The sequence below is a fragment of the Micromonospora sp. RTP1Z1 genome (genome assembly GCF_033804685.1).
Classification (GTDB): Bacteria; Actinomycetota; Actinomycetes; order Mycobacteriales; family Micromonosporaceae; genus Micromonospora.
Genome location: NZ_JAPFQV010000002.1, coordinates 22,024 through 41,628, shown reverse-complemented (window position 1 = coordinate 41,628; position 19,605 = coordinate 22,024). Strand labels below are relative to the sequence as shown.

At 73.3% G+C, this 19,605-nt stretch carries 19 protein-coding genes; 10 read left to right on the top strand and 9 right to left on the bottom strand.

What is annotated here, in order from left to right:
* The gene (locus SLP03_RS01580) at positions 1–999 is read left to right on the top strand and encodes an NADP-dependent oxidoreductase (protein ID WP_319458665.1); all 999 of its coding nucleotides are present in this window, start codon (positions 1–3) and stop codon (positions 997–999) included.
* A 73-nt stretch (positions 1,000–1,072) separates the two neighbouring features.
* A complete protein-coding gene (gene hisF, locus SLP03_RS01575; RefSeq protein WP_319458664.1) occupies positions 1,073–1,840 on the top strand; it encodes an imidazole glycerol phosphate synthase subunit HisF in 768 nt (255 codons plus the stop codon).
* 76 nt (positions 1,841–1,916) lie between these two features.
* Here hisF and SLP03_RS01570 read toward each other — a convergent pair whose 3' ends face one another.
* Positions 1,917–2,378 (bottom strand): hypothetical protein, encoded by a 462-nt coding sequence (locus SLP03_RS01570; protein ID WP_319458663.1) that lies wholly within the window; start codon positions 2,376–2,378, stop codon positions 1,917–1,919.
* A gap of 212 nt (positions 2,379–2,590) precedes the next feature.
* Positions 2,591–3,277 carry a hypothetical protein gene (locus tag SLP03_RS01565; protein WP_319458662.1) on the bottom strand — a complete coding sequence of 229 codons (687 nt, stop codon included), beginning with the start codon at positions 3,275–3,277 and terminating at the stop codon, positions 2,591–2,593.
* A 59-nt stretch (positions 3,278–3,336) separates the two neighbouring features.
* Here SLP03_RS01565 and SLP03_RS01560 point away from each other — a divergent pair, with 59 nt between their 5' ends.
* Both SLP03_RS01560 and SLP03_RS01555 read left to right on the top strand, forming a co-directional pair.
* On the top strand, positions 3,337–4,794 hold the full coding sequence (locus tag SLP03_RS01560; RefSeq protein WP_319458661.1) for a PLP-dependent aminotransferase family protein: 1,458 nt from the start codon (positions 3,337–3,339) through the stop codon (positions 4,792–4,794).
* A gap of 87 nt (positions 4,795–4,881) precedes the next feature.
* Positions 4,882–6,195, top strand: coding sequence for a low temperature requirement protein A (locus tag SLP03_RS01555; protein ID WP_319458660.1), 1,314 nt, complete (start codon positions 4,882–4,884; stop codon positions 6,193–6,195).
* Between the two features lie 68 nt (positions 6,196–6,263).
* Here SLP03_RS01555 and SLP03_RS01550 read toward each other — a convergent pair whose 3' ends face one another.
* The 3 genes from SLP03_RS01550 to SLP03_RS01540 all read right to left on the bottom strand — a co-directional run bounded on the left by SLP03_RS01550 (position 6,264) and on the right by SLP03_RS01540 (position 9,368).
* Complete coding sequence (locus tag SLP03_RS01550) at positions 6,264–8,090, bottom strand: long-chain fatty acid--CoA ligase (RefSeq protein WP_319458659.1); 1,827 nt, start codon at positions 8,088–8,090, stop codon at positions 6,264–6,266.
* Positions 8,091–8,232: 142 nt separating this feature from the next.
* Complete coding sequence (locus tag SLP03_RS01545; RefSeq protein WP_319458658.1) at positions 8,233–8,568, bottom strand: terpene synthase family protein; 336 nt, start codon at positions 8,566–8,568, stop codon at positions 8,233–8,235.
* Between the two features lie 170 nt (positions 8,569–8,738).
* Entirely contained in the window at positions 8,739–9,368 is a 630-nt protein-coding gene (locus tag SLP03_RS01540) for a TIGR03085 family metal-binding protein (RefSeq protein ID WP_319458657.1), read from the bottom strand.
* Between the two features lie 215 nt (positions 9,369–9,583).
* On the opposite strand from SLP03_RS01540, the gene SLP03_RS01535 reads away from it, so the two are divergent.
* Positions 9,584–11,461, top strand: coding sequence for an ABC transporter ATP-binding protein (locus SLP03_RS01535; RefSeq protein WP_319458798.1), 1,878 nt, complete (start codon positions 9,584–9,586; stop codon positions 11,459–11,461).
* Positions 11,458–13,230 (top strand): ABC transporter ATP-binding protein, encoded by a 1,773-nt coding sequence (locus tag SLP03_RS01530; RefSeq protein WP_319458656.1) that lies wholly within the window; start codon positions 11,458–11,460, stop codon positions 13,228–13,230. The genes SLP03_RS01535 and SLP03_RS01530 overlap by 4 nt, the downstream gene beginning before the upstream one ends.
* A gap of 64 nt (positions 13,231–13,294) precedes the next feature.
* Here the strand turns inward: SLP03_RS01530 and SLP03_RS01525 are convergent, their stop codons facing one another.
* From SLP03_RS01525 to SLP03_RS01515, 3 genes are read right to left on the bottom strand one after another with little or no spacing between them, the layout of a single operon-like run.
* Positions 13,295–13,891 carry a TetR family transcriptional regulator gene (locus SLP03_RS01525; protein WP_319458655.1) on the bottom strand — a complete coding sequence of 199 codons (597 nt, stop codon included), beginning with the start codon at positions 13,889–13,891 and terminating at the stop codon, positions 13,295–13,297.
* Entirely contained in the window at positions 13,891–14,646 is a 756-nt protein-coding gene (locus SLP03_RS01520; protein WP_319458654.1) for an ABC transporter permease, read from the bottom strand. Before SLP03_RS01520 ends, SLP03_RS01525 begins: the two co-directional genes overlap by 1 nt.
* Complete coding sequence (locus tag SLP03_RS01515) at positions 14,643–15,389, bottom strand: ABC transporter ATP-binding protein (RefSeq protein ID WP_319458653.1); 747 nt, start codon at positions 15,387–15,389, stop codon at positions 14,643–14,645. The genes SLP03_RS01520 and SLP03_RS01515 overlap by 4 nt, the downstream gene beginning before the upstream one ends.
* 362 nt (positions 15,390–15,751) lie before the next feature.
* On the opposite strand from SLP03_RS01515, the gene SLP03_RS31465 reads away from it, so the two are divergent.
* The 4 genes from SLP03_RS31465 to SLP03_RS01500 all read left to right on the top strand — a co-directional run bounded on the left by SLP03_RS31465 (position 15,752) and on the right by SLP03_RS01500 (position 19,290).
* Positions 15,752–16,240 carry a HEAT repeat domain-containing protein gene (locus tag SLP03_RS31465; protein ID WP_413644196.1) on the top strand — a complete coding sequence of 163 codons (489 nt, stop codon included), beginning with the start codon at positions 15,752–15,754 and terminating at the stop codon, positions 16,238–16,240.
* 457 nt (positions 16,241–16,697) lie between these two features.
* Complete coding sequence (gene hisI, locus SLP03_RS01510; RefSeq protein WP_319458652.1) at positions 16,698–17,132, top strand: phosphoribosyl-AMP cyclohydrolase; 435 nt, start codon at positions 16,698–16,700, stop codon at positions 17,130–17,132.
* On the top strand, positions 17,129–18,682 hold the full coding sequence (locus tag SLP03_RS01505; protein ID WP_319458651.1) for an anthranilate synthase component I: 1,554 nt from the start codon (positions 17,129–17,131) through the stop codon (positions 18,680–18,682). The genes hisI and SLP03_RS01505 overlap by 4 nt, the downstream gene beginning before the upstream one ends.
* Before the next feature lie 29 nt (positions 18,683–18,711).
* Positions 18,712–19,290 carry a Trp biosynthesis-associated membrane protein gene (locus SLP03_RS01500; protein WP_319458797.1) on the top strand — a complete coding sequence of 193 codons (579 nt, stop codon included), beginning with the start codon at positions 18,712–18,714 and terminating at the stop codon, positions 19,288–19,290.
* On the opposite strand, the gene SLP03_RS01495 is transcribed toward SLP03_RS01500, so the two are convergent.
* Complete coding sequence (locus tag SLP03_RS01495; RefSeq protein WP_319458650.1) at positions 19,283–19,546, bottom strand: hypothetical protein; 264 nt, start codon at positions 19,544–19,546, stop codon at positions 19,283–19,285. The genes SLP03_RS01500 and SLP03_RS01495 overlap by 8 nt on opposite strands.
* Positions 19,547–19,605: the final 59 nt, after the last annotated feature.

Genomic DNA, 19,605 nt, shown 5'->3' with positions numbered 1-19,605 from the left:
ATGAGCACCAACCGTGAGATCCACCTGGCCTCCCGCCCCCAGGGTTGGCCGACCGCCGAGAACTTCCGCCTCGTCACCACCGAGGTGCCCGCCCCGGGCGCGGGCCAGATCGTGGTCCGCAACCAGTTCATGTCGGTCGACCCGTACATGCGGGGCCGGATGAACGACGTCAAGTCGTACGTGCCGCCGTTTTCGCTCGACGCGCCGCTCGACGGTGGCGCGGTCGGCGAGGTGGTGGCCAGCGAGGCCGAGGGGATCAAGCCCGGCGACACCGTGCTGCACGGCCTGGGCTGGCGGGAGTACGCGCTGCTCGACGCGAAGGCGGCCCGCAAGGTCGACCCGAGCCTGGCCCCGGCGAGCGCGTACCTGAGCGTGCTCGGGATGACCGGCCTGACCGCGTACGCCGGCCTGCTCGACGTGGCCGCGATGAAGCCCGGCGAGACCGTCTTCGTCTCCGGCGCGGCCGGCGCGGTCGGCAGCATGGTCGGCCAGATCGCCAAGCTCCGGGGCGCGGCCCGGGTGATCGGCAGTGCCGGCTCACCGGCCAAGGTCGAGCGGCTCAAGGCGCTCGGCTTCGACGCCGCCTTCGACTACCACGACGGCCCGGTGCGCGACTCGCTGAAGGCCGCCGCTCCGGACGGCATCGACGTGTACTTCGACAACGTCGGCTCCGAGCACCTGGAGGCCGCGATCGGCGCGCTGAACCTGCACGGCCGGGCCGCCATCTGCGGCATGATCGCGCAGTACAACTCGAGCGAGCCGCCGGCCGCGCCGCGCAACCTGGCGCTGGTCATCGGCAAGCGGCTCACCCTGCGCGGCTTCCTGGTCGGCGACCACGGCCACCTGCGCGACCAGTTCGTCCAGGAGATGTCCGGCTGGCTGCGCGACGGCAGGATCTCGTACGACGAGACGGTCGTCGAGGGCATCGAGAACGCCCCGGCTGCCTTCCTCGGCGTGCTGCGCGGCGAGAACCTGGGCAAGATGCTCGTCCGGGTGTGACCCGGAACTCGTTCACGGCGGTCGGCCCGGTCGGGCCGGCCGTCGTGCCGTACGCGTTGGATAGGCTCGCGAGATGACGGTGGCGGTTCGGGTGATCCCGTGTCTGGACGTGGACGCCGGGCGGGTGGTCAAGGGGGTCAACTTCCTCGACCTGCGGGACGCCGGTGACCCGGTCGAGCTCGCGGCGGCTTACGACCGGGCGGGCGCGGACGAGTTGACCTTCCTCGACGTCACCGCGTCCTCCAGCGACCGGGGCACCATGCTCGACGTGGTCCGCCGCACCGCGGAGTCGGTCTTCATCCCGTTGACCGTCGGCGGTGGCGTACGCCAGGTCGCCGACGTCGACACGCTCCTGCGGGCGGGGGCGGACAAGGTCGGTGTGAACACCGCCGCCATCGCCCGCCCGGAGCTGATCGCCGCGATCGCCGACCGGTTCGGCCGGCAGGTGCTGGTGCTCTCGCTCGACGTCCGGCGCGCGCGGGCCGGCACCACCGGAAGCGGCTTCGAGGTGACCACTCACGGCGGCCGCCGGGGCACCGGCATCGACGCCGTCGAGTGGGCGCGGCGCGGCGCGGAACTGGGGGCGGGGGAGATCCTGCTGAACTCGATGGACGCCGACGGCACCAAGGCCGGCTTCGACCTGGCGCTGATCGAGGCGGTCCGCGCGGTGGTCGACGTGCCGGTGATCGCGAGCGGCGGCGCCGGCGAGGTGGCGCACTTCCCGCCGGCGATCGGGGCGGGCGCGGACGCGGTGCTGGCGGCCAGCGTATTCCACTTCGGCGAGCTGACCGTGGGTCAGGTCAAGGACGCCCTGCGCGGAGCCGGCCACCCGGTCCGCTGACCACCGCGGCCGACCTCGTGATCTCGCCCGGCCCCGGCGACTGGGCGGATCGAGGCGGGGCCGAGCCTGGACCCGCTCAGTCGCGGCTCGAGTGGCCCTCGGGGGAGCGGCGCGGGGCGGGGATCGAGCGGACCACGTACTCCTGGACGGCGGCGGCGTGGTCGTCCTCGGGGAGGCTCCAGTCGGCGGTGCCCGGGGTGTGCCGACGGCTCAGCACCCCCTGCACGGTGTCCACCGTGGTCGCCACGCCGGCGCTGGGTCGGGTGCGCCACAGCCGCTCCCCGTCCGGCGTGATCCGGAACCAGCCGTCCGAGACGCTGACCAACCCGGCGCCGGACAGCCGGCGGACCGCGCCCTCCACCTCGTGCCGCTCGGGGATGGACTGGTTGAGGTGGTCCGCGGTGGAGAGCACGTCAGCCAGGCGCACGCCCTCGGGTCGTCGGCTCGCAGCCGCCCGGCGGTGCCGGCCGGCGCCGCTCGCGATGACCAGTGAGACGAAGATCCAGGCGTCGGTCCAGCGCCATCCGCTCTCCCCCATGCACGAATGATGCCCGGCGTCGGCGGCGGTGCAAACACCCGGTTTTCCCGGCGGACATCACCGCAGCTCACCTCGGGTCCGGGCGATCCCATCCAGTGGCGGTCGGCGTGTCCGGCGGTTCACGCTGGGTGTCCGAGGGGCGTGTGCGTCGGCGCCGAACCGGGCGGGGCGCGGCGGCGGTGTGCGGGGCGGGGCGGCGCGACCGGAGAAGGTCAGGCCGCCTCGGTCGCCGGACCGGCGGGACCGGCGGCGCGGACCGCCGGGTCCGGGATGGACGGTGCCGGTCCGGGTTCCGGGGGCACCGCGAAGAGCGGGATGAACACCTGGGCCAGCGGCCCGATGGCGAGCGCGTAGGCGACGGTGCCGACCCAGACAGTGCCGCCGAGCAGCCAGCCGAGCGTCAGCACCGTCACCTCGATGACGGTGCGGACCAGCCGGATGGATCGGCCCGGGCGGCGGGCGACGTACCCGGTCATCAGCCCGTCGCGCGGGCCCGGGCCGAGTCGCGCGCCGAGATAGAGGCCGGTGGCGGCGCCGTTGGCGACGATCCCGACGACCAGCATGCCGATCCGCACCGGCAGCGGTCCGCCGGGCGGCAGCACCGCGAGGGTGCCGTCCACCACCAGGCCGATCACCACCACGTTGCTGACGGTGCCCAGGCCGGGGCGTTGCCGCAGCGGGATCCAGAGCAGCAGGACGAGGGCGCCGATCGCGATGGTCACCGTGCCGAAGGAGAGCCCGGTCTGCCGGGCGAGGCCCTGGTGGAACACGTCCCACGGGTCGAGCCCCAACCCGGACCGGATCATCAGCGCCATGCTGATCCCGTAGAGGGCGAGCCCGACGTAGAGCTGGCTCAGCCGCCGGGCCGGCCGGTACCGGAGATTGCCAATCGCTGCCATGCATGCCACCCTAGGGGCCAATCGCGGCGATTGAAGGAGCCAATTCCGGAGGGGTGGCCATGACGACTCAGGTACGTGGCATCCAATTGGCCCGGCTGCTCGGCCAGTGGCACGCGCTGCCGGGCCGGCGACGCAACCCGGACTACGCCGCGCTCGCCGCCGCGGTCCGCGGCCTGCTCGCCGACGGCCGGCTCCCCCTGGGGGTACGCCTGCCGGCGGAGCGGGAGCTGGCCGAGGCGCTGCGGATCAGCCGGACCACGGTCACCGCCGCGTACCGGGAGCTGCGGGAGACCGGCCACCTGACCAGCCGCCGGGGCGCTGGCAGCTGGACCATGCTCCCGGGCACCCACCGGGTGGCCAGCACCGGCCTGTGGACCCCGCTGGACGACCGGGACATGATCGACCTCGGCGTCGCCGCGCTGGCCGCGCCGGCGCAGCTCGTCCCGGCCGCCCGGGCCGCCGCCGAGGACCTGCCGCGCTACGTGAGCGGGGCCGGCTACCACCCGACCGGGATCATCGAGCTGCGCGAGGCGGTCGCCCGGTCGTACACCGAGCGGGGCCTGCCCACCAGCCCCGAGCAGATCATGGTCACCAGCGGCACCCAGCACGCGCTGGACCTGGTGCTGCGGTTGGCCCTATCGCCCGGCGGCGGGGTGCTGGTCGAGTCCCCGACCTACCCCAACGCCCTCGCGGCGCTCGCCGCCCGCCGGGCCCGGATCACCACCCACGGGCTCGCCGCCGACGGCGCGGGCTGGGACGCCGACCTGCTGCTCGGCAGCATCCGGCAGACCCGGCCGAAGCTGGCGTACCTGATCCCGGAGTTCCAGAACCCGACCGGCCACCTGATGGCGGCCGAGCTGCGCGAGCGGCTGGTCGGCACCGCCCACGCCGCCGGCACCGACCTGGTCGTCGACGAGTCCTTCGTGGACCTGCCGCTGGACGGCACCGAGCTGCCCCCGCCGACCGCCACCTTCGACCGGCACTCCCGGGTCATCTCCATCGGCGGGATGAGCAAGCCCTACTGGGGTGGGCTGCGGATCGGCTGGGTGCGCGCCTCCGCCCCGCAGGTCCAGCGGCTGGCCGCCGCCCGGGTCGGGGTCGACATGGCCAGCCCGGTGCTGGACCAGCTGGTGGCGGTGCACCTGCTGGCCGACGCGCCGGCCATCGTGGCCGCCCGCCAGGCGCAGCTCACCGCCCAGCGGGACGCGCTGATCGGTGTGCTGGCCGAGCGGCTGCCGGACTGGCGGGTCGCCGTCCCGCGCGGCGGCGTGACGCTCTGGGCCGAGCTGGACGGCCCCATCTCCAGCGCCCTGGCCCGGGCCGCCGAGGAGGTTGGCGTACGACTGGCGCCCGGCCCCCGGTTCGGCCTGGACGGCACCCTCGAACGCTTCCTGCGGCTGCCCTTCACGCTGCCCGCCGCAGACCTGGTCGAGGCGGTGGGCCGGCTCGCCGCGGTCCGCTACGACCTGGACCGGGCGGGACGGCCGCAGTGGCGGGAGCCCTCCGTCATCGCCTGAGGCCGGCGGCACCGACCGCCGGGCGTTTCGGGCGCCTGACCTGCCGTTCGCCCCTGCGACGGTGGTCCGGGCTGGGAGACTGCGCTGGTGGGGAACGGCGGCGGTGCCCGGTGGTCGCGCGGCGTCCGGCCCGGCGCGCCGGGATCTCGGGCGACCCGGCTTGAGCTCTTCTACGACCTGGTCTTCGTCTTCGCCTTCCTCAACGTCACCACACTGACCGCGACCTACCTGAGCGTCCACTCCCTGGTCCGCTGCCTGCTGGTGCTCGCCCTGCTCTGGTGGTGCTGGAGCGGCTTCGCCGCGCTCGGCAACCTGGTCCGCACCGACCAGGGAGTCCTTCCGGTGGTCGGGTTCGTCACCGTGGCGGCCGCCTTCCTGCTGGCGCTGACCCTGCCGGAGGCCTTCACCGACCGCCCGGGCGGGCTGCCCGGTCCGCTGGTCTTCGCCAGCTGCTACTTCCTGGTCCGCGCCACGCAGGTGGCGGTCCTCGGCTGGGTGTCCCGGGCTGATCCCGAGTTGCGTCGGCGGTGGCTGCTGCTCGCCCTGCCGGTGCTGGTGGCGACCGCGCTGCTGGTCACCGCCGCGGTGGTCCCGCAGCGGCTCGCCGACGGAGCCGCGGAGTCGCTGATCCGGCTGGGTCTCTGGCTCGCCGCGATCCTCGCCGAGTACGGTGTCGGCCTGGTGCTGGGCGGTGCCGGCTGGACGGTGGTGTCGGCCGGCCACTGGGCCGAACGGCATGCCCTGATCATCCTCGTCGCGCTCGGCGAGACGATCATCTCGCTGGGCCTGGGGCCGAAGTTCATCGGCGGACTGCCGCTCACCTGGGCGGTGGTGGTCGCCGCGGTCTGCGGCATCGCGGTGGCCGCGGTGCTGTGGTGGGCGTACTTCGACACCCTGGCCCTCGCGGTCGAGCAGCTCCTGCACCGCACCCGGGACCGGTCCGTCCGGATCGCCCTGGCCCGGGACGCCTACACCTACCTGCACCTGCCGATGATCGCCGGGATCATCTTCTTCGCGCTCGGGCTCAAGGGCCTGCTGTCGAACGTGGCGGAGCCGTCCACTCCGCGTTGGGGCGATCCGCTGACCCGGGTCGGGCTGCTGAGCCTCTACGGCGGCGTGGCGCTCTACCTGCTGTCGCTCGGCGCCCTGGCGCTGCGGACGTTGCGGACCGTCCGCTGGGTGCCGCTGACCGGGTTGGTGCTGATCGTCGGGCTGGTCCCGGTCGCCTCGCCGCTGCCGGAACTGGCCGCGCTGGGACTGCTCGCGCTGGTCTGCGTGCTGATGGCGGCGGCGCAGGCCGTCACCGGCGCCGCGGCCCGGCGGGGGGTGCGTAAAGTGGCGCTGGACGAGCAACTCGCTGCCGAGGCGGAGCAGAGCGAGTGGCGCCGGCACCACCTCTGACGTCCCGGACGGACCGGCGGTCGTGCCCCGGGACGGTGGGGGCACGGCCGCCGGCCGGTACGGGTGGGTCAGAGCTCGGCGAGGGTGCCGGCGTACATCTTGTCGATCTCGGCGGCGAAGTTGCTCTCCACGCCCCGGCGCTTGATCTTCATCGACGGGGTGATCTCGCCGTGCTCGATCGTCAGGTCCCGGGAGAGGATGCTGACCTTCTTGATCGTCTCCCACCGGTTGAGCTTGGCGTTGAGCTCGGCCACGTACCCGTCAACCATCGCCTGCGCCTCCGGCGAGGTGACGATCTCCGCGTACTCCTTGCCCTCCAGCGGACCGCCGGCCACCCAGCCCTTGATCGCGTCCGGGTCGAGGGTGACCAGCATGGTGCAGTAGTTCCGGGCCTGTCCGATCACCACGGCCTGCGAGGTGTACGGGCAGATCGCCTTGAACATGCCCTCGATGTGCGACGGCGCGATGTACTTCCCGCCCGAGGTCTTGACCAGGTCCTTCTTCCGGTCGGTGATCTGCAGGTAGCCGTCGTCGTCCAGGCTGCCGATGTCGCCGGTACGGAAGAAGCCGTCCTCGGTGAACGCCGCGGCGGTCTCCTCGGGGAGGTTGTGGTACCCGCGCATCACCGGCCTGCCGCGTACCAGGATCTCGCCGTCGGTGTCGATCCGGCACTCCAGGTCGCCCATCGGCCGGCCGACGGTGCCGATCCGCAGCCCGTCCGGCGGGTTGACGAAGTTGCCGGCGCTGGTTTCGGTGAGGCCGTACCCCTCGGAGATGGGCAGGTTGGCGGCGGCGAAGAAGGTGGCGATCTCCTTGCTCAGCGGCGCCGCCCCGGAGACCAGCACCCGGATCCGGCCGCCGAGCCGGGCCTGGAGCTTGCTGAACACCAGCTTCTCGGCCAGCGCGTACTTCAGCTTCAGCCCGGCCGGGACCGGCTTGCCGGCCTGCTCCAGGGCGACCTTCTCCTTGCCGACGCCGACCGCCCAGGCGAAGATCTTCGCCTTCGCGCCGCCGGCGTCCTGTGCCGTGGTGACCGCCCGGTTGTAGACCTTCTCGAAGACCCGGGGTGCGCCGCACATCAGCGTCGGCTTCACCACGCCGAGCAGTTCGACCAGCTTGTCCACCCGGCCGTCGACGTAGGTCGGCAGGCCGACGTGGGTCGAGCCGCAGAGCAGGGTCTTGCCGAACGAGTGGGACAGCGGGAGCCACAGGTACTGCAGGTCGTCGTCGCGCAGCAGGCTCGTCTCGGCCTGCACGACCGCCTCCCAGCACCAGCCGCCGTGCAGCAGCTCGACGCCCTTGGGTCGGCCCGTGGTGCCGGAGGTGTAGATCAGGGTGGCCAGGTGCTCCGGTCCGATGCCGGCGACCAGCATGTCGATCAGGTCCGGCTCGGCCTCGAGAGCGCGCGCCCCCCGCTCCTCCAACTCGGCCAGGGTGAGTTGGGGAACGGCCGCGGCCGGGTCGGGGGAGCCGTCGAAGAGCACCACGTGGGTCAGCGCCGGCAGCTCGGCGCCGGCGATCTTCGCGGCCTGGCCCGGGTTCTCGGCGAAGAGCACCCGGGACCCGGAGTCGGCGATGATGAAGGTCGCGTCCTCGGGCTCGGTGGTCGGGTAGACGGTGGTGGTCGCGCCGCCCGCGCACATGATGCCGAAGTCGGCGAGCACCCAGTCCAGCCGGGTGTTGGCCAGGATCGCCACCGGATCCTCCAGGCCGACGCCGAGCCCGTGCAGCCCGGCCGCGACCGCCTTGGCGCGCTGACCGACCTGCTCCCAGCTCAGCCAGACCGGTCCCGAGTCGTCGGGGGCGGGATGGGCGAAGGCGTGGTGGTCGGGGGTCGCCGCCACGCGCTTGAGGAACATGTCGGGGATGGAACGGTACGGTACATCGAGAGCCATCGCTGTAGCCGCCTTCAAGGGTGGTAGGACGTGACGGGGGTCACGCCATTCTGCGGTTACCGAAGAGTATGGCCTGCGCCGGGGCAGCGGCTAGCCCTCCCACCGGGTGGCGGCCAGCGTCCCGGCACGTGGAACGCCCCGATCAGGCGTACCGGGAGACGGCGAGCGACCAGTCGTAGGTGGCCCGGATCCAGTTCCGGCGGGTGACCAGGAAGGCCCGGACCGACTCCTCCCCGGCCCCCGCCAGCGCGGCCTCCCACTCGGCGTACGCGGCCAGGCCCTCGTTGAACCGGGCGGCCGCCGCCCGCAGCGCCGACTCCTCGCCCTGCCTGGTCTCGCCGGCGATCGTGGTGACCAGGTTGTGCACGTCCGGCGCGCTGCTCAACTCCTTGCCGTAGGAGAAGAGGTCGTTGCACCAGCAGACCAGCTCCGCCGCGCCGGCCCCGCGCAACCGGCGCAGGCCGGCCGCCGTGGTCACCAGATCGAGGTCGCGCGCCCACCCGGTGCTCTCCTCGGCGACCAGATCGACGGCGGAATGCCGGCGTCCGGGAAAGGGCGGCGGGCAGCAGCGTACGGGAGCACGGATCGGCGGCCGTCCCTGGGTCGAGCGTCGTTCACATTGGTCGGTGGCCGTTTCCGGACACTCGGTCAGAAGCCCAGGTTGGCCGCCCGCAGCCGACCTGCCGGGGCGGCGGGCCCGTCGATCTGCACCCGGGACACCCGCTGCCGGCCGGACAGGAAGAGGGCCAGCTCCCCCGGCGCGCCCACCAGCCGCAGCCGCTCCCCGCCCCGACCGACGGTGCGGTCGCCGAACCCGGGCGCCTGGACGAGCAGGTCGGCGGGGAACCGGCGCAACGCCACCCGGGCCAGCACGGCGGTCCGCTTCCAGAGCACCGCCGACAGGCCGGCCGGCAGATCCCGGGGAAGCCAGCCCGGGCGGGCCCGCCGCACGTCCTCGTGGTGGATGAAGAACTCCACCGTGTTGACCAGCTCGTCGGTGAGCGGGTTGCTCAGCGGGCTCCAGACCGGCGGGCGGCGGACCCGCGCCACCAGCTCCGAATACGGGCGGGCGGCGAACCGGCGGCGGACCGTCTCGCCGTGGCCGCGCAGCGGCGGCAGCAGGATGCCCCCGGCGGCGTCCGGCCGGCGCTCCCGGACGATCAGGTGCGCGGCGAGATCCCGCGTGCTCCACCCCTCGTTGACCGTCGGCGCGTCCGGTCCCAGGTCCAGCAACAGGTCGGCGAGCGCCTCGCGCTCCGATCGGGCGTACCGCGGCATGGGCCGATCGTAGGGCCGCGGCGGCGTCCCGGCGCGCCGGGCGCGGCGCGGCGCCACCGCGGCCGGCCCGGCTGCGGTCCACCGCGGCGACGGGTGCCCTGGTGGGCACGCCCCCGCCCCGGGGAGTGACGGTGGACATATCCTTCCGGCTCGTCGGAGCTGGCACGGACCGGTAAGGATGAGGGAGATAATTGCGGCTTACGGCGGGGGAGAGCGTGGCGAGCGGGACAAGTCGGGACGTCCTCGGCAGGGGGCTGTGGGTCCTCGGCCGGGCCATCCGGGAGCAGCCGCGGATCTTCACGGTCGCGGTGTCCGGGAGCGTGCTCTTCGGCCTCATGGTGATCGCCAGCGCGTTCGTGGTCGGTCGGGTGGTCGGCGACGTCGTGGTGCCGGCGATCGCCCGCGGCTCGGTCGGCGCCGGGGTGCTCGCCCTGGCCGCCGCGTCCCTGTTCGGGATCAGCGTGCTGCGGGTGGTCGGCATCTTCGGCCGTCGGCTCGGCGCCGGCTACATGCAGTTCCGGCTCCAGGCCGCCTACCGCCGCCGGGTCACCCGGCGCTACCTGGACCTGCCGCTGTCCTGGCACCACCGCAACGCCACCGGCACGCTGCTCTCCAACGCCAACTCGGACGTGGAGGCGGCCTGGTACCCGATCGCACCCCTGCCGTTCGCGGTGGGCACCCTGGTCATGCTGGTCGGCGCGGTCGTCTCGCTCTTCCTCACCGACTGGGGGCTCGCCCTGGTCGGCCTCGCCGTCTTCCCCGCCCTCTTCGCGCTCAACGTGGTCTACTCCCGGCGGATGGCGCCCCGGCAGGCCCGGGCCCAGCGGCTGCGCGCCGAGGTCAGCGGCATCGCCCACGAGAGCTTCGACGGTGCCCTGGTGGTCAAGACGATGGGCCGGGAGGCGCAGGAGACCGCGCGATTCGCGTCCCACGCCGGTGAGCTGCGCGACGCACTGATCGACGTCGGCCGGCTCCGCGGCGTCTTCGACCCGATGCTGGAGACCCTGCCCAGCCTCGGCACCCTCGCCGTGCTGGTGGTCGGCGCGATCCGGCTCCAGCAGGGCGCGATCAGCGTCGCCGAGCTGGTCAGCGTCGCCTTCCTCTTCACCGTGCTGGCCTTCCCGGTACGGGCCATCGGCTGGGTGCTGGCCGAGCTGCCGCGCAGCGTCGCCGGCTGGGACCGGGTGCGCCGGGTGCTCGACGCCACCGGCGAGATGCCGTACGGCGACACCGTCCTCGACCGGGCCGATCCGACGCCGGCCACCCTCGCCTTCCACGACGTGCACTTCGGCTACGAGCCGGCCGAGGCGCACCTCCCCGGCACCGAGGTGCTCGGCGAGGTGAGCTTCACCGTGCCGGCCGGGAAGACCGTCGCCCTGGTCGGGCCGACCGGCGCCGGCAAGTCGACCATCGCGTCCCTCGCGGTCCGGCTGGTCGACCCGCGCGCCGGCACGGTCACCCTGGACGGCGCCGACGTCCGTGACCTCACCGCCGCCTCGCTCGCCTCGACGGTCGCCCTGGTCGCCCAGGTGCCGTTCGTCTTCGACGACACGGTCCGGGCCAACATCGCCCTCGACCGGCCGGGCATCGGCGACGACGAGGTGTGGGCGGCCCTGCGGCTGGCCGAGGCCGACGGGTTCGTCGCCGCACTCCCCGACGGGCTGGACACCATGGTCGGCGAGCGGGGCACCTCGCTCTCCGGCGGCCAGCGGCAGCGGCTCACCCTGGCCCGCGCGCTCGCCGGCCGGCCCCGGCTGCTGGTGCTCGACGACGCCACCAGCGCCGTCGACCCACGGGTGGAGGCGGCCATCCTGGCCGGCCTGCGCGCCCCGACCGGCGGCCCCGGCGCCGCCGCGTCGATCCTGGTGGTCGCGTACCGGCGGGCGACCATCGCCCTCGCCGACGAGGTGATCTACCTGGAGCAGGGGCGGGTCCTCGCCCGGGGCACCCACACCGAGCTGCTGGCTACCGTCTCCGGCTACGCCGACCTGGTCACCGCGTACGAGCAGGCGGAACACGACCGCGAGCAGACCCGGACGTACGACGAGGTCACGCCGCTGACCTCCGGCCTGGAAGTCGAGGTTGACCGGTGACGGGGGAGCCCGAAGAGCAGGCGGAATCGACCTGGCGGACGCTGCGGCGGGGGCTGGCGCTCTCCCCGGAGCTGAAGACCGGACTGGCCGGCACGGTCGTGCTGGCGCTGATCTACATGGTCGGCCGGGTGGCCGTCCCGGTCGCCGTCCAGCGCGGCATCGACCACGGCATCATCGGCGGCCTGGACCTCGGGGTGGTGTGGCGGGTGGTCGCGGTCACCGCGGCCGTGCTGGTGGTCACCACCACCTGCGGCTACCTGATGATGCGGCGGCTCTTCACGGTCAGCGAGACCGCCCTGGCCGGGGTGCGGACCCGGGCGTTCCGGCACGTTCACGACCTGTCCATGCTGCACCAGCAGTCCGAGCGGCGTGGCTCGCTGGTGTCCCGGGTGACCAGCGACGTCGACCAGATCACCACGTTCCTACAGTGGGGCGGCGTGATCCTGATCGTCAACCTCGGTCAGCTGGTGGTCACCACGATCGTCATGCTGGCGTACTCCTGGCAGCTCACCCTGGTGGTGCTCGTCGCGTTCGCGCCGGCGGTGCTGGTGATCCGGCTGCTGCAGCGTCGCCTCGCCAGCGCGTACGGTCTGGTCCGGCAGCGGATGGGCACGCTGCTCGGCATCATCGCGGAGAGCGTGGTGGGCGCCCCGGTGATCCGGGCGTACGGGATCGCCGGGCGGACGGCCCGGCGGCTGGACACGGCGATCGAGGGGCAGCGGCAGGCCCAGCAGCGGGCCATCCGGATCAGCATCGTGGGCAGCTCGGTGGGGGAGCTGGCGGCCGGCCTGGCGCTGGCCGGCGTGGTCGTCGTCGGGGTCACCCTGGGGGTCGACCGCACCCTGTCGATCGGTCAGCTGACCGCGTTCCTGTTCCTGGTGACGCTCTTCATCCAGCCCGTGCAGATCGCCACCGAGGTGCTCAACGAGGCGCAGAACGCGATCGCCGGCTGGCGCCGGGTGCTGGACGTGCTGGACATCGCCCCGGACGTGGCCGACCCGGGAGCGCAGGGGCGCGAGCTGCCGCCCGGCCCGCTGGACATCCGCTTCGCCGGGGTGACGTTCGCCTACCCGGGCGGGCCGCCGGTGCTGCACGACGTCCGCCTGGACATCCCGGCGAAGAGCCGGGTGGCCGTGGTCGGTGAGACCGGCAGCGGCAAGACCACCTTCGCCAAGCTGCTCACCCGGCTGATGGACCCGACCGCCGGCGAGGTGCTGCTGTCCGGGGTGCCGCTGCGGCAGGTCCGGTTCGACTCGCTGCGCTCCCGGGTGGTGATGGTGCCGCAGGACGGCTTCCTCTTCGACGCCACCGTCGGGGAGAACGTCCGCTTCGCCCGGCCCGAGCTGACCGACGCGGAGCTCACCGCCGCCTTCACCGAGCTGGGCCTGGCCGACTGGCTGGACGGGTTGCCGGCGGGGCTGGACACCGCGGTCGGCGAGCGTGGGGAGGCGCTCAGCGTGGGAGAGCGGCAGCTCGTGGCGCTCGCCCGGGCGTACGTCGCCGACCCCGACCTGCTGGTGCTCGACGAGGCGACCAGCGCGGTCGACCCGGCCACCGAGGTGCGCCTCCAGCGCGCCCTGGACGCGGTCACCCGGGGCCGGACCACCCTCGCCATCGCCCACCGGCTCTCCACCGCCCAGGCCGCCGACGAGGTGATCGTGGTGGACCGGGGCCGGATCGTGCAGCGCGGCCCGCACGACGAACTGGTCAGGGATCCCGAGTCGATCTACGGCCTGCTCTTCGCATCGTGGCTGGAGCAGACCCGGTAGGCATCCGGCGGGCAGCGTCGCCCGGCCGTTCCGCCGCCGCAGGAAGACCCGGCGCCCGCGCCCATCAGGCGTCGAGGTCGCCGGTGAGGTAGCGCTGCACGGTAGGGCCGATCGCGGCGGCCAGGGTCGCCGGGTCGGCGGAGGCGACCGGCTCCAGCCGGACGACGTACCGGGTCATGGCCAGCCCGAGCATCTGGGTGGCCACCAGCGAGCCGCGCAGCGGCAGCTCATCCGGGTCGATGTCGAGGTGGTCGAGCACCCGGCGAAGCACCTGGGTGACCAGGAACTCGCGCATCAGGCGGGCGGTCCACTCGTTGTTGACCGCCGACCGGAGCAGCGCGACCGCCGCCGCTCCGGCCGGGGAGTCCCAGACCCCGAGGAACGTCCGGACCAGCCGCTCGCCGACCCCGTCCGGGCCGCCGGCCAGCACGCGCGGCAGCAGCTCGGCCGGGTCGATCGGCACGTTCATGGTGGCCCGGAAGAGCTCCTCCTTGGTGCCGAAGTAGTGGTGCACCAGGGCCGGGTCCACCCCGGCGGCGGTGGCGATGCCCCGGATCGAGGTGGCGTCGAAGCCGCGCTCGGCGAAAGCCGCCCGGGCCGCCGTGAGGATCGCCTCCCGGGTGTCCGGGTTGCCGGGCCGCCGGCCGGTCCGACGGGCCATCACCCGCTGCGCCGGCGCAGGGTGGCCGCCGCGAGCACCAGGGCCGCCACCGCCGCGCCGGCCACCACCGCCAGGTCCCGCCACATGGTGCCGGTCGGGTCGACGTGCCGGCCGACCTCCTGCAGGGCCTCGACCGAGTACGACAGGGGCAGCACGTCGCTGACCGCCTGGAGCCAGCCGGCCATCTGGCCCCGGGGCACGAACAGCCCGCAGAGCAGCAGCTGCGGCACCGCCACGACCGGCAGGAACTGCACCGCCTGGAACTCGGTGCGGGCGAAGGCGCTGCAGAACAGCCCCAGGGCCACCGCCAGCACGGCGTTGACGGCCGAGATCAGCACCACCAGCCCGATGCTGCCGGCGGTGTCCAGGTCGAACACCCAGTACGCGACCGCCGAGGCGATGGTCGCCTGGACCGCGCCGGCCAGCCCGAACGCGATGCCGTAGCCGAAGAGCAGGTCGAGCTTGCCCAGCGGGGTGGTGAGCAGCCGTTCCAGGGTGCCGGTGGTGCGCTCCCGCAACATGGCGATGCTGGTCACCAGGAACATGATGATGAAGGGGAAGAAGCCCAGCATGATCAGCGCCACCCGGTCGAAGACCGCGGGCTGCCCCGGCGGGGTGGGCTGGTCGACGTACATGAAGTAGACCAGGGTGAGCAGCACGGTGGGCAGCACCACCAGCAGCGCGACGGTGCGCCGGTCGTGACCGAGCTGGCGCAGGATGCGGCCGGTCGTCGCGGCCAGGATCCGGGGATTCATGACTGCTCCTCCCGTCCGGCGTGCCGCTGGCCCGCCTCGTTCGCCCTGATCAGTCGGAGGAAAGCTTCCTCCAGGTCGTGGACGCCGGTGGTGGCTCGGATGGCGTCCGGGGTGTCGTCGGCGATCAGCCGGCCCTCCCGGACGAGCAGCAGGCGGTCGCAGCGGGCGGCCTCGTCCATCACGTGGCTCGACACCAGCAGCGTCGTCCCGGTCGCGGCCATCGCGTGGAACCGGGCCCACAGGTCCGCCCGGAGCACCGGGTCCTGGCCGACGGTCGGCTCGTCGAGGACGACCAGCTCGGGATCGCCGACCAGGGCGCAGGCCAGCGAGGCCCGGCTGCGCTGACCGCCGGAGAGGGTGCCGACGAGCTGACCGGCGGCGTCGGCCAACCCGACGTCGGCGACCGCCCGGTCGGCCTCCGCGTGGCTGCGGCCGTGCAGGGCGGCGAAGTAGCGGGCGTTCTCCCGCACCGTCAGGTCGGCGTAGACGCTGGGCGCCTGGGTCAGGTAGCCGACCCGGCGGCGCAGCTCCGGCGCGCCGGCCGGCCGGCCGAGCACGGTGACCGTGCCCGATTTGACGGTCTGCACCCCGACCAACGCCCGCATCAGCGTGGTCTTGCCGCTGCCGCTCGGCCCGAGCAGCCCGGTGACCGCGCCGCGGGGCACCGCACAGCTGATGCCTTGGAGCACCCGCCTGCGTCCCCGGTCGACGACCAGGTCACGGACCACCACCGCGTCCTCCATCGCCCGCCTCCAAAACTCATCATCCGTTGAACTCAACGGTAGATGAATTGCACCCCGGCGCGCAACGGTTGACTTCGAGTGCTACGCCGAGCTGGCCCGACAGGGCGACCGGACGCTGGGCGCCCGACGGGCGCTCTTCGAGGCCCACCGGGCCCGGGTGCTGGCCCGGATGGCTGAACTGGAGGAGGACCTACTGTTTGGTGGTGCTGCGGCGGCATCGACGGCGTGACCTTTGGGACTACTAGCGCAAGGTCGAGTACTTTTCGAGTGCGATTAGTCCGGCCCTCTTTGAGAGTTTCCACTTGAAATTAGGTGATCGAGTCGTGGTGGATTTTAACCTGACATCGACGGAAGTCATTCAGATGTTAGAGCGGGAAACCGACGACCGGCGTCCTGTCGTTGACAGACTTCGACGTCAGGCTTCCGTTCGTGTCCTGACTCAGGCGCTCAGAGTTGCTGAACGTCCTCTGACTCGCCATTTGCTGTGCGACCTGATTGGTTTTCGTGCCGGGAGGTCGGCTCTCACGGAGTTGCTGGAAGCTCTTGAGGATGACGATCGCGGCGTCCGCGCCTCTGCTGCTGACGCAATTACCAAGGCCCTTGCATATGGCGGGGTGCAACCCATTCCGGACCGACTTATTCGGCGCATCCTCCCGACGCTCTTGAGGCACTGGGAGGGGGAGCCTACGCCCCAAGGTCGCAGTGGTCTCGCGTACGCGCTTGGTGGTCTTGGTGACCCCTCCGTTATACCCCTGCTTCAGGCTGCGCTTGACGATCCTCATGAGCAGGTTCGTCGTGCTGCGGAATGGGCGCTTGGGCGGTTGGGTGAAGGGTCTTCAAAGGGAGTTTGACGTGATCAATGGCGGCCAGACGGATCAGCGGATGCAGGCTCCGAGATGGTGCTGTGCTGTGTGGGTGTCGCCGTGACCGCCCGACAGCCCTAGGGCCATTGCGTAGTCGAGTGACGGTGCTTTTAACTGGGAATCTGTAGGGCGGTCGACCACTGTGGAGGCGACCCGGAGGGCTTACCTCCTGAAGATGCTCGACTACAAGATCGACGCGTATCGCCGGGCGGAGGAGGAGGGCGCATGATCCGGCGACGAGTGGGCGCGACCGGGCCGAGGTCTCGGGATCGTGCCGCTGGTCCGCCCGTACGCCGAGGAGATCGCCGCGGTGTCCGGCGCGGACCTGGCGGACGCCCTGCTGGACCGCTAACTGGCCCAGCTGACCCGGGCCGTCGCGTGCGCTGTGCCCGGCGGTCGGGACGCGCCGCCGGTCCCGTCGCCGCGTGCGGGACAATGGTTCACTGTGCCCGCCTCTGACGCGCCGCTCACCGGCGCCCCCGCCACCTCCGGCGAACCCGCGGCCCCCGGCCCGGTCCGCCCGTCCCGGCTCGACCCGGCCATCGCCGCCCGGTTGCGCCGCACCCCCGACGGCCTGGTGGCCGCCGTGGTGCGCCAGCACGACTCGGGCGAGGTGCTGATGGTCGCCTGGATGGACGACGAGGCGCTGCACCGCACCCTCACCACCGGTCGGGCCACCTACTGGTCGCGCAGCCGGCAGGAGTACTGGGTCAAGGGCGCCACCTCCGGCCACCACCAGCACGTCCGCTCGGTCGCCCTGGACTGCGACGGCGACGCCCTGCTGGTGGGCGTCTACCAGGTCGGCGCGGCCTGCCACACCGGGCACCGGACCTGCTTCTTCACCGAACTTCCGGTGACCGCCCCGGAGGCGACCTCATGACCGACGGCGCGGTCAGCCCGGACCAGGCGACCTTCACCGACCTGGCGGCCCGCTGGCGGGTCGTCCCGGTCACCCGGCGGCTGCTCGCCGACGCGGAGACCCCGGTCGGGGTGTACCGCAAGCTCGCCGGCGGCCCCGGCACCTTCCTGCTGGAATCGGCCGAGCAGGGCGTCGGCTCGGCCGGGATGGCCTGGTCCCGGTATTCCTTCATCGGCGTCCGCAGCAGCGCCACGCTCACCGCACGGGACGGCGCCGCGGTCTGGACCGGCGAGCCGCCGGCCGGCCTGCCCGTCGACGGCGACCCCGTCCGGGTGCTGCGGGAGACCGTCGCGGCCCTCGCCGGGCCGGCCTGGGACCCGGCCAGCGGCATGCCGCCGCTGACCGGCGGGATGGTGGGCTTCCTCGGGTACGACCTGGTCCGCCGCTTCGAACGGCTGCCCGAGCTGACCGAGGACGACCTCGGCGTGCCCGAGCTGGGCATGATGCTCGCCACCGACCTGGTGGTGCTCGACCACTACGACGGCTCGGCGATCCTGGTCGCCAACGCGATCCTGCCGCCGCCGGACGCGCCGGACCGGGAGCCCCTGGTCGCGGCGGCGTATCACCACGCGGTGGGGCGGCTCGACGCGATGACCACCGCGCTGTCCCGACCGATTCCGCCGATGATCTCGACCGTCGACCGGCCGCCCGCCGGCGAGGTGGTCAGCCGTACCCCCGACGGCGGGTACCCGAAGGCGGTGGAGGCGGCGAAGGAGGCGATCCGGGCCGGCGAGTGCTTCCAGATCGTGCTCGCCCAGCGCTTCGAGCGCCAGACGCACGCCGACCCGCTCGACGTGTACCGGGTGCTGCGCACCACCAACCCCAGCCCGTACATGTACCTGCTGCGTTTCGACGGCTTCGACATCGTCGGCTCCTCTCCCGAGGCGCACCTGAAGGTCAGCACCGGTGGGGACGGCCGGCGGCGCGCACTGCTGCACCCGATCGCCGGCACCCGCCCCCGCGGCGGCAGCCCGGAGGCCGACGCCCGGCTCGCCGCCGAACTGCTCGCCGACCCGAAGGAACGCTCCGAGCACGTGATGCTGGTCGACCTCGGCCGCAACGACCTGGGCCGGGTCTGCCGGCCGGGCACCGTGGAGGTGCCCGAGTTCGCCACCATCGAGCGGTACAGCCACGTCATGCACATCGTCTCGACGGTGGTGGGGGAGCTGCGGGAGGACCGGACGGCCTTCGACGCGCTCGCCGCGACCTTCCCGGCCGGGACCCTCTCCGGCGCGCCGAAGGTGCGGGCCATGGAGATCATCGAGGAGCTGGAACCGGTCCGGCGGGGCCTCTACGGCGGCACGGTCGGCTACTTCGGCTTCGGCGGCGACCTGGACATGGCAATCGCCATCCGCACCGCGCTGATCCGCGACGGGCGGGCGTACGTGCAGGCCGGGGCGGGCGTGGTGGCCGATTCCGATCCGGCCGCGGAGGACCAGGAGACCCGGAACAAGGCCGCCGCGGTGCTCGCCGCGATCGCCGCCGCCGAGACCCTCCGGCCGGCCCGGTGAGCGCCGCACCCGACCCGTCGGCCGCCGAAATCTCGGCCACCGGCGCTGAGGACGGCGCGCCGGTCGCGCACCGGCGGCGGGAGCTGACGTACGCGGTGCTGCTCTGCCTGGCCGGGGCGGGCCTGGCGTGCTGGGCGGCGACCCGGACCTGGTCGGTCGAGCTGACCGCCCGCGGGTCGCTGCCGCCGTCCCGGCAGGCCCGCAGCGGCACGGACCTGCTGCCGTGGGTCTCCGCGCTGGCGCTGGTCGCGCTGGCCGGTGGTGGCGCGGTACTGGCCACCCGGGGTCGGGTCCGGCGTCTGCTGGGCGGCCTGCTGACCCTGCTCGGCCTGGCCGTGGCGGCCGGCGGGGGGTACGGCCTGACCGCCGCCTTCGACGGCGAGGTCAGCCGGCAGTGGCCGGCGCTCTGTCTGGTCGGCGGGCTGATCGCCGCGGCCGGCGGCCTGGTCACCGCGCTGCGGGGTGGCGACTGGCCGGCGATGGGGGCGCGCTACGAGCGGCCGGTCCGCGCGGCGGAACAGTCGCCGACGGACGGGCCGGCGGTCGGGCGGAGCACCCGGGACGCCTGGGACGCGCTCGACCGGGGTGAGGACCCGACGGTCAGCTGACCGACTGCGGCTGGCGCACCTCGACGCGGTCCCGGGCGGCGGCCAGCTCGGCGACCAGGCGGTCCAGCTCCCGACGCTGCTCGGCGCGGGCCCGGTCGGCGCAGACCGCCTCCCAGGCGTTGCCGCGCGCGGTCCGCATCCGGCCGTCACCCACCATTGCCCGTTCGAGGGTGTCCACCACGCCGACGGCGAGCGAGGCGACAGTCCGGGAGATGGTGGTCAGTCCGATGGTCTGGTTCGGCCCGTTGGTGCTCATGGTCACCCCACACGAGATCGTTGGCGACGGTTGGCGGACGCCTCATCGAGTCTGCCCGA